This is a genomic window from Nocardia uniformis NBRC 13702 (assembly GCF_001613345.1).
Classification (GTDB): Bacteria; Actinomycetota; Actinomycetes; order Mycobacteriales; family Mycobacteriaceae; genus Nocardia; species Nocardia uniformis.
The window spans coordinates 25645-33016 of sequence record NZ_BDCE01000124.1; the positions used below are offsets into that span (position 1 = coordinate 25645).

At 65.4% G+C, this 7372-nt stretch carries 9 protein-coding genes; 1 reads left to right on the plus strand and 8 read right to left on the minus strand.

Going from position 1 to position 7372, the window contains the following annotated elements:
- Window positions 1–185 precede the first annotated feature (185 nt).
- The 8 genes from car to NU1_RS39080 all read right to left on the minus strand — a co-directional run bounded on the left by car (window position 186) and on the right by NU1_RS39080 (window position 6700).
- On the minus strand, window positions 186–3644 hold the full coding sequence (gene car, locus NU1_RS39045; RefSeq protein ID WP_067529442.1) for a carboxylic acid reductase: 3459 nt from the start codon (window positions 3642–3644) through the stop codon (window positions 186–188).
- A gap of 347 nt (window positions 3645–3991) precedes the next feature.
- Window positions 3992–4363, minus strand: a complete 372-nt coding sequence (locus tag NU1_RS44540; RefSeq protein ID WP_503826563.1) for a Clp protease N-terminal domain-containing protein — start codon at window positions 4361–4363, stop codon at window positions 3992–3994.
- A 232-nt stretch (window positions 4364–4595) separates the two neighbouring features.
- The gene (locus tag NU1_RS39055) at window positions 4596–4784 is read right to left on the minus strand and encodes a hypothetical protein (RefSeq protein ID WP_067529425.1); all 189 of its coding nucleotides are present in this window, start codon (window positions 4782–4784) and stop codon (window positions 4596–4598) included.
- A 5-nt stretch (window positions 4785–4789) separates the two neighbouring features.
- Window positions 4790–5053, minus strand: a complete 264-nt coding sequence (locus tag NU1_RS39060) for a hypothetical protein (protein ID WP_157553614.1) — start codon at window positions 5051–5053, stop codon at window positions 4790–4792.
- A gap of 9 nt (window positions 5054–5062) precedes the next feature.
- A complete protein-coding gene (locus NU1_RS39065) occupies window positions 5063–5485 on the minus strand; it encodes a hypothetical protein (RefSeq protein ID WP_067529428.1) in 423 nt (140 codons plus the stop codon).
- Window positions 5486–5631: 146 nt separating this feature from the next.
- A complete protein-coding gene (locus NU1_RS39070) occupies window positions 5632–5952 on the minus strand; it encodes a Clp protease N-terminal domain-containing protein (RefSeq protein WP_067529431.1) in 321 nt (106 codons plus the stop codon).
- Window positions 5949–6338: a hypothetical protein gene (locus tag NU1_RS39075; RefSeq protein ID WP_157553616.1), complete on the minus strand. Its 390-nt coding sequence runs from the start codon at window positions 6336–6338 to the stop codon at window positions 5949–5951. Before NU1_RS39075 ends, NU1_RS39070 begins: the two co-directional genes overlap by 4 nt.
- 17 nt (window positions 6339–6355) lie before the next feature.
- Window positions 6356–6700 carry a hypothetical protein gene (locus NU1_RS39080; RefSeq protein ID WP_067529434.1) on the minus strand — a complete coding sequence of 115 codons (345 nt, stop codon included), beginning with the start codon at window positions 6698–6700 and terminating at the stop codon, window positions 6356–6358.
- Window positions 6701–7075: 375 nt separating this feature from the next.
- Between NU1_RS39080 and NU1_RS39085 the strand changes: the two genes are divergently transcribed.
- A partial coding sequence (locus NU1_RS39085) for a helix-turn-helix domain-containing protein (protein ID WP_157553618.1) occupies window positions 7076–7372 on the plus strand: 297 nt, incomplete at its 3' end.

Sequence of the window (7372 nt, forward strand, 5' to 3'; positions counted from 1 at the left end):
CAATGCCCGAGCCGTCCCGCACCTCGGTCGGCGGCTCGCTACTACTCCCCGAAATCCCGTCACCATCACCCACGCGATCACGATCGCATACAGCGCCGACAGGATCGGGCCGACCGTCGATGACGCGCCAACCGCGCGGCAAGGCCAGCGGATACTGCCCCCTGGCCAACCTCACGCGTTCGAGCTCAGTCGAGCAGTCCCAGCATTCGCAGGTCGGCCACGAACTTGCCGATCAGCTCCGGCGTCATATGCGGAATATCGCCGTCGGGACCGAGTTCGGCCTGTTGCACCGCCGCGCGGAACCGCTTCGCGGGCAGGGCGGCACCGCGTAATGCCGGGGCGGGCCTGCGGTAGGCATGCAGTAGCGGCAGCACCGAATGCTGACGTTGCCGTTCCGGCAGTGCCCGCAGCGCCGTTTCGAAACGGGTGAGCCACTCGGCGTAATCGTCGATGCGCTCGATCGGCTGACCCTGTTCGATCAGCCAATCGACGAAGGTATCCAGGGAGATCCCGTCGTCGTGCGGGTTGAGCACGTCGAAGGTTTCGAATCCGGTGGTCACCGACGCGCCCAGTGCGGTGACGGCCGCGGCGGTGAAATCCGCTGGGAGACCGTCATAGTGGGCGCGCTGGCGGTTGCCGCCCGCATCGGTACGGTAGAAGGATCCCGGCGCGATCCCGGTGGCGAGCAGGCTCAGCAGTAGCCGCGTGAACATATCGGGCAGATTGAGCTGACCGGCGTAGCGGCTGTGCGCCAGGATCATATCGGAGCGCAGCACCGCCACCGGTAGACCGAAGCGATCGTGGGCTTCGCGCAATAGGACCTCTCCGGCCCATTTGCTATTGCCGTAGCCATTGGCGTACCCGTCGTCGACGGTGCGTTCCGGGCTGATCTCGCGGATGTCGCCGTCCTCGGTGAAGGTCTCCGCGGGGATTCCGCCGGCCACCGCCACCGTGGACAGATAGGTCACCGGCTTGCGCCGGGCGGTGAGGGCCAGGCGGATCACCTCGGCGGTGCCCACCACATTGGGGCCGAACAGCTGGGCGTACGGCAGCACATGGTTCACCAGGGCCGCCGGATGCACGATCAGGTCGACGGTGTCGGCGAGCTCTCGCCAATCCGATTCGCTCAGCCCGAGATTCGGTTCACCGATATCCCCGGCCAGGACGCGTAGTCGCCGCCGCGCCAGGTCCCGATAGGCCGCTTCCAGTTCCGGATCGCCGGTCGCGAACGCCGCGTCGAGGCGGCGACGGGCTGCCTCGGAATCGGATCCGCGCACCACACAGATCAGCGTGCCGTTCGAATCATCAAGGCGGCGTAGCCATTCCAATGCCAGAAACCGGCCGAGGTAACCATTGGCACCCGTCAGCAGTACGGTGCGCGGCGGCTGGGTGGCCGGTGCAACCGTGGTGGCGGCGCGCAGAGTCGCGGCGTCGATAAAGGCTTCCAAAGCTAGATCGGTGGCGCGCAGCAGCCCGCCGTCACCGTGTACCGAGGCCACGGTAGGCCGATCCCCGCTGGAATTGCGCTCGGCGGCAATGTACTCGGCCAGCCGCGCCATATCGGTCGCTGGACCGACGATGACGCCCACCGGCACCTCGATCTCGAAGATTTCCCGCAGCAACGTCGAGAACGACAGCGCCGACAGCGAATCACCGCCCATATCCGCGAAATGCGCATCCGGCCGCAATTCCGCGACCTCGAGGCCGAGCACCGCACTCGCCGCCCGCCCCACGGTCTCCAGGACCGGCCGGTCGGCGGCACCGCGCCGCAATGCCGTCAATTCGTCGTCACGCTGTCGCGCCAACTCGGTATACAACTGTTCGAGCCGCTGCCCGTACCGCTCCTTCAGCTTGGGCCGCAAGAGTTTTCCGATACCTGAGAGCAGCCCGTTCTCGACCGTGAACGGTTCGGTCTCGATGAGAAAGTCACGCGGAACCTCGTAGGGCGCGAGCTCGGCGTCCTTGGCGATCTGCCGCAACGACTCCCCCACCGCCGCCCGCAACTGATCCGAGCCCAGCAGGTTCTCGACCGGTACCACTACGGCCAGCAGATAGGCCCGCTCGCTCGATCCGTAGACGAAAATCTGCCGAATCAATGGACTGGTCGAATAGGTCGCCTCCAGGGTGGCCACGGTGACGAACTCACCCTGTGACAGTTTCAGCACGTTATTGCGCCGGTCCACGTACACCAGATGATCGGGCCCGAGTTCGGCCACGACATCCCCGGTGCGATAGAAGCCGTCCGCGTCGAACATTTCCGCCGTGATTTCCGGCCGCCGGTAGTACCCCGGGAACATGGTGGTCGTCTTCAGCAGCAATTCCCCACGCGGATAAGGCTTGTCGGTGTGGAAGTAGCCGAGTTCGGGTACATCGACGAGCTTGTACTCGAGTACCGGGGGCCGCTTGATCCGATTGTCCATCAGGATGCCGCCCCCGGCCTCTGTGGAGCCGTACCCGTCATGTAGCTCGGTTTCGAGCAGCGATTCCATGAATGTCTTCATCTCGGCCGCCAACGGAGCGCTGGCCGACAGTGCCGTCAGATATCGCCCACCCAGAGCCTGTTCGCGCAGTTCGTCTTTCACCGCGTTCGCGGCGTCGTCCGGATCGACCCCATCGAGTACCCGCCGATCCACCTCACCCTGATACCGCTGCATCAGCATCTCGCAGACGCGCGGCACGAACACCAGCTCGGTCGGGCGCACCAGGGCGATATCGTCGAACAGCGTCGACATATCGCTCGCCGTCGCGAAATACGCTGTCCCGCCGCGCGCCAATGTCCCGTACAGGGTCAGCCGTCCCGCCACATGACTGAGCGGCATGTAGTTCACGGTGATGGCGGGAACCCGAATATCGGTCGGGGCCAGCCACATAGCGGCCACGAGCCGGTCGGTGTAGATGGCTCCCTTGGGCGCTCCCGTACTCCCCGAGGTGTAGACGAGCAGCGCCAATCGCTCGGCATAATCCGGAATATGCAGCGGCGCAACCAAATTCGATCCGCGTTCCACCGCATGGCCGAGGGTTTCCAGCCGCACCCCGTCACCGTTCTCGGCCAACCGCCGCCGCGCCGATTCCAATGCCGCGCACTGGGAATCGACTTCCGCCCTATAGTCGAACACCAGCAGCCGCCGCGGCGCGTATCCGCCGACAATCGCGTCGACCGCGGACTCGAGCAGCTCCGCACTGGCGACCAACATTCGTGGCTCGGTCTCGGCGAGAATCGAATTCCATTGCGATACCGACGCACTCGCCTGCAATGGCACCGCTACGGCACCGAGCCGCACACAGGCCAGATCCACCACGGCATAGTCCGGACTGGAAAACCCGAGCGTGCACACGATATCCCCGGCCCGCACCGGACTCTCGGGATCATCGCGCCACTCGGCCGCCACCGCCCCCGCCCGCGCCCACAATTGCCGATAGGTCATCGCCTCGAACTCGGACGCTTCCGGCGACCGTCGCCATCCGAGAGCCACGCGGTCGGCGTACCCGGTCATCAGCGCATCGATAATCTCCGCGAGCCGCAGCCCCTCCTGCCGCGCCGCATCGCGAACCGCTGCATCCGCCAGCACCGCCCGCACCTGCCCATCAGACAGAACATCCGCGATCCGCCGTTCACGCCGTGAAACTACCGCATCGTCGACCATGACCATCCTCCCTGCACAATCGCCATCCGGCGCGGCACAGCCAGGACCGGATGTGCGCACCTCAGAATTAACTTAGCTTGCGCAACTATTTTAGGGTCGCGCTCGGACACCGCACTGTCAAGAGCCGGACGGTCAGACCGTGGGCGCGCCGCGTTCGCTATCGCCGGTAACGGGTGCCGAAGGAGCAGGGGCTGTGGTGAATCAGACACGGGCGGTAGCCGCGACGGCCGGGGGCGATCAGCCCGATTCAGCAAGCCTGCAGGTGCGCAGCCAGGCGGTAATGCCAGAGAAACGGGCGCCATTCTGTGTCGTCAGCGGCGCGCTCTGGCGGCTGCGACGCTATTGACCTAGTGAGAAGTGGGGCCTGGGTCACGGTGCGCGAATTCCGCCAAGCGCACGAACACCGTTCGCGCATCCAGCCCCATCTCCGCGAGTTCTCGGGTCGGAATCGCGGCCGGATCGCGAAGCATGTGCAGTAGTAGATGCTCCGCGCCCATCCGGCTGACCCCTTGCGCGACAGCGACTTCCTGTCCGCGATGGAGCAGGTTCCAGAGGCGATGCCCGCACTCGACAGCCGCTATTGCGACGCTCGCATTCCCACTCCCGGGGCATGTCATATATCGCTCCTCATGTAGCGGCTCGAATCGGGGCGGATCTTCCCGTCGGCCACGAGCGTGCTGAATGCGGCGGCTTTGGTGGCACAAGTGTCGATGTGGCATCCGCGGTGGACCTGCATAGCCAGATGAGGGTCACGTTCGCCGAACTCACGGTTGCCGTGCTGGAGATAGGACAGCTTCATCGGAGGCCGCTCTCGGCGTATTCACGCTGGATGCTGCTCGCCATCACACCGCGCTCACCTACCTTGACCGCTGCCGACTGGGTATCGAGTCCCGGCTGGGCGCAGGAGCGAACCACGATCTCATCGCATGGGGCCTTCAAAGGGTTCGGGGCTTACTCGGCCTTCTGCTGGTAATCGGCGTAACGGCGAGGAACGGGCGCGGCGGCGGCAAGCTCGGCCGCCGCGCGCTGGAGCGACACCGCTGCCGGGTGCTCGGCACCGAGCAGGGCGGCCACCTCCTCGCTGATCAGTTGGATCTTGTTTCGCAGGTCTGCGGACTTGTTGGCATCCAGGTTCGGCACGTCGATCAGCCGATTCCCATCCGCTCCAAGGCCCAGTCCCCGGCGGCATCCCTGTCACTGGCGCTGCGCGTGTAGTGCAGCGGTGGACTCACCCAGCGGTGGCGTCGCCACCCCTGCTGGGGCCGAACCGTCCACCCCCCGAACTCGGGCAGCAGCTTGAAGTTGTTGCCAGCGTCGCCCGGCGGATTCTTCCAGGATTCGACTGCGACGTGCGTGCGATGCCGCAACCAGAACCAGCGCCGGGACAAAATATCTCGAAGTAGCTTCATCGGTGGTCCTCAGCAGGAGATGATGGCGGTGGTGGATACGTTGTTGGCGACACCCCAATCGTCGCCGACGCTCCACGACATCGTATAAGCACCCTGCCACGCCCCGGGTTCACAATCGAGGTCTCTGGCGGCGACATTGAGGTTCGGATTCGGAATGTCGTTGCTGTCCATGCCGTCGCGTGTGACCCAGTTGCCACCTTCTCGGCGCTGCAGCCGGAGCGAGATATGGAAGTCGTCGGGCCTGGCAGCGCATGTCACGTATCCAGCGATGAGCACGGCATCGTGTAGAAGGTACGGCTGGGGTGGTTGGAAGGTGAAGGCGCACGTCGCGTCGCGTGTGGCGACTGGTGTCACGGGTTCGGCGTGGGCGATGGCCGGGGCGGTGAGCGTGGCTGTGACGGCGGTGAGCAGTCCGACGATTCGCATATTCATGATGGTTTCCTGTTGGTTCAGTTGTGGCAGTGCGTGTTTCGGATAAGCGCATCCCCGGCGCAGTGCTTCGGGGATGCCAGGAGATGCCAGAGAATCGGGTGCGTATTCCGTGTTGTGGGCGGTGCTCGCGCCGCTGCGATACTCATTCAGTGGCTCGGTGAGTTCGGAGGGTCCGCCACGCGTTGCGCGTAGTCGGCCAGACGGGCGAACACGGTCCGCGGATCAAGTCCCATATCCGCCAGCTCTCGGCTAGGTATCGCGCCGGGGTCACGGAGCATGTGCAGCAGCAGATGCTCAGCGCCCATCCGGCGGGCTCCCTCGGCCGCCGCGACCTCGAGTCCACAGTGGAGCAGCTCCCACAGGCGGTGCCCACATTCGACAGTCGCCGCCGCGACCGTTGCGTTCTCCCATGCGTGCCGCCCCGACCGATCCGCCGCGCGTTCCGTCTCCCGCTCGGCCTCGGTCATCGGATGATCCAGCCGGGTTTGTCGTCCACCCACACGTCCGGCACACGGATATCGCCGCGCGAGATCCGCGGCCACAGACCAGCGTTCGCGCAGTCGTGCGTCCGGCACATCGTCACCGTGTCCGCGCACACCAGCGTCGGGTGCGGCCAGCGCAGCGCGGGCGGCACCGCGCTCCCGACGACATGGCCGGGTGTCCACGCCTGGATGGTGGGCAGCGCCCAGCCCGGCCAACGACCGACCATCACGACCGGTGGCGGCACCCAGAACGGGCCATGTACCCGCCACCGCTGCAACCGGTCATATGACACGCCCGTCTCACGGGCGAACCGGCGCAGCCCGAGATAGCGACGCACCCCGACATCGAGGCGGGCGCGCGCTGGGGGCATCGTCGACAGAATCGCGCTCACCGCGACCCCATGTCGGCGGGCGGGTCAGGTGGAATGATCCAGCGCACGTAGATGTCCCCGGTATCAACCGCGATCACGTCGACAACAGCGACCAGGGCGTCGGGCACCCGCCCGTCGAAATGGTCGAGACCAGGCACGACCACCGCCTCGGCCTGCGCGGCGCGCACGACGTTGATCAGTCGTCGCACCGGGTCGTCGGTGTGTGGACCGAACACGATGGTTTTGGCAACGGTGTAGCCGAGACGCTTCGCGAGACTGCGGCTCTGCAATTCGTCCCAGGGCTGCCGCGCCCCGGACACGTCCGCGCGCAGATAGCCGACGGCGGTCGGGATCTCGAGCATCGTCACCACCTCGCCCCTATGGGAACGCGCGAGCGGGCCTCAGCGCGTAGGCGGGCCTCGATGTCGGCGATGGCCAAGCCGTCTCGATGCTGGGGCGCGTGACTGGTGCGGCTGGATGTTAGAGCTGCCGCGACCATCACTGCGGCGAAAAGCATGATGGCGAGGATGGTTTCCACCCCTGGGCCTCCCGGTCCTCGACGGTCGTGGAGAGCACCCGGTGCCGGGGTTGACCGTCCAGCGACCTGCGGTCGCAGTGCGATCGATGAGTGATGAGGGTCGACTGGCCCCCGACACCGAGGCTGCATCCGACGTTAAGTCCCTAAGCGTCACCGAACTTTCAAATTTTCTTCAAAATGAAGGTGTTAGCGTTGAAGTGTGAAAGAGAGCGACTCGGTAGGTGCGCGCATCGCCCAGTACCGCAAGGTGCGCGGACTGTCTCAACACCAACTCGTAGCCATATCCGGCGTCAGCTACAGCATGATCAGCAAAGTCGAGTCCGGCCACGCAACGCCCAGCGCGTCGATGGTCGGACTGATCGCGCAGGCGTTACGAATCGACCCATCCAGGCTGTACGGCGAGGAAGAGCAAGAGCAAAACCTCGATATGCTTCCAATCATTCGTCGCACGCTCGCGGCGATCGACCTGATGGATGACAGCCTCGAGCCCGAACCC

Bases quoted from the DNA above. Each gene is read 5' to 3' on its own strand.
- car (WP_067529442.1), bottom strand. From the start codon at position 3,644: ATGGTCGACGATGCGGTAGTTTCACGGCGTGAACGGCGGATCGCGGAT.
- NU1_RS44540 (WP_503826563.1), bottom strand. From the start codon at position 4,363: ATGCCACATCGACACTTGTGCCACCAAAGCCGCCGCATTCAGCACGCT.
- NU1_RS39060 (WP_157553614.1), bottom strand. From the start codon at position 5,053: ATGAAGCTACTTCGAGATATTTTGTCCCGGCGCTGGTTCTGGTTGCGG.
- NU1_RS39065 (WP_067529428.1), bottom strand. From the start codon at position 5,485: ATGAATATGCGAATCGTCGGACTGCTCACCGCCGTCACAGCCACGCTC.
- NU1_RS39070 (WP_067529431.1), bottom strand. From the start codon at position 5,952: ATGACCGAGGCCGAGCGGGAGACGGAACGCGCGGCGGATCGGTCGGGG.
- NU1_RS39075 (WP_157553616.1), bottom strand. From the start codon at position 6,338: ATGCCCCCAGCGCGCGCCCGCCTCGATGTCGGGGTGCGTCGCTATCTC.
- NU1_RS39080 (WP_067529434.1), bottom strand. From the start codon at position 6,700: ATGCTCGAGATCCCGACCGCCGTCGGCTATCTGCGCGCGGACGTGTCC.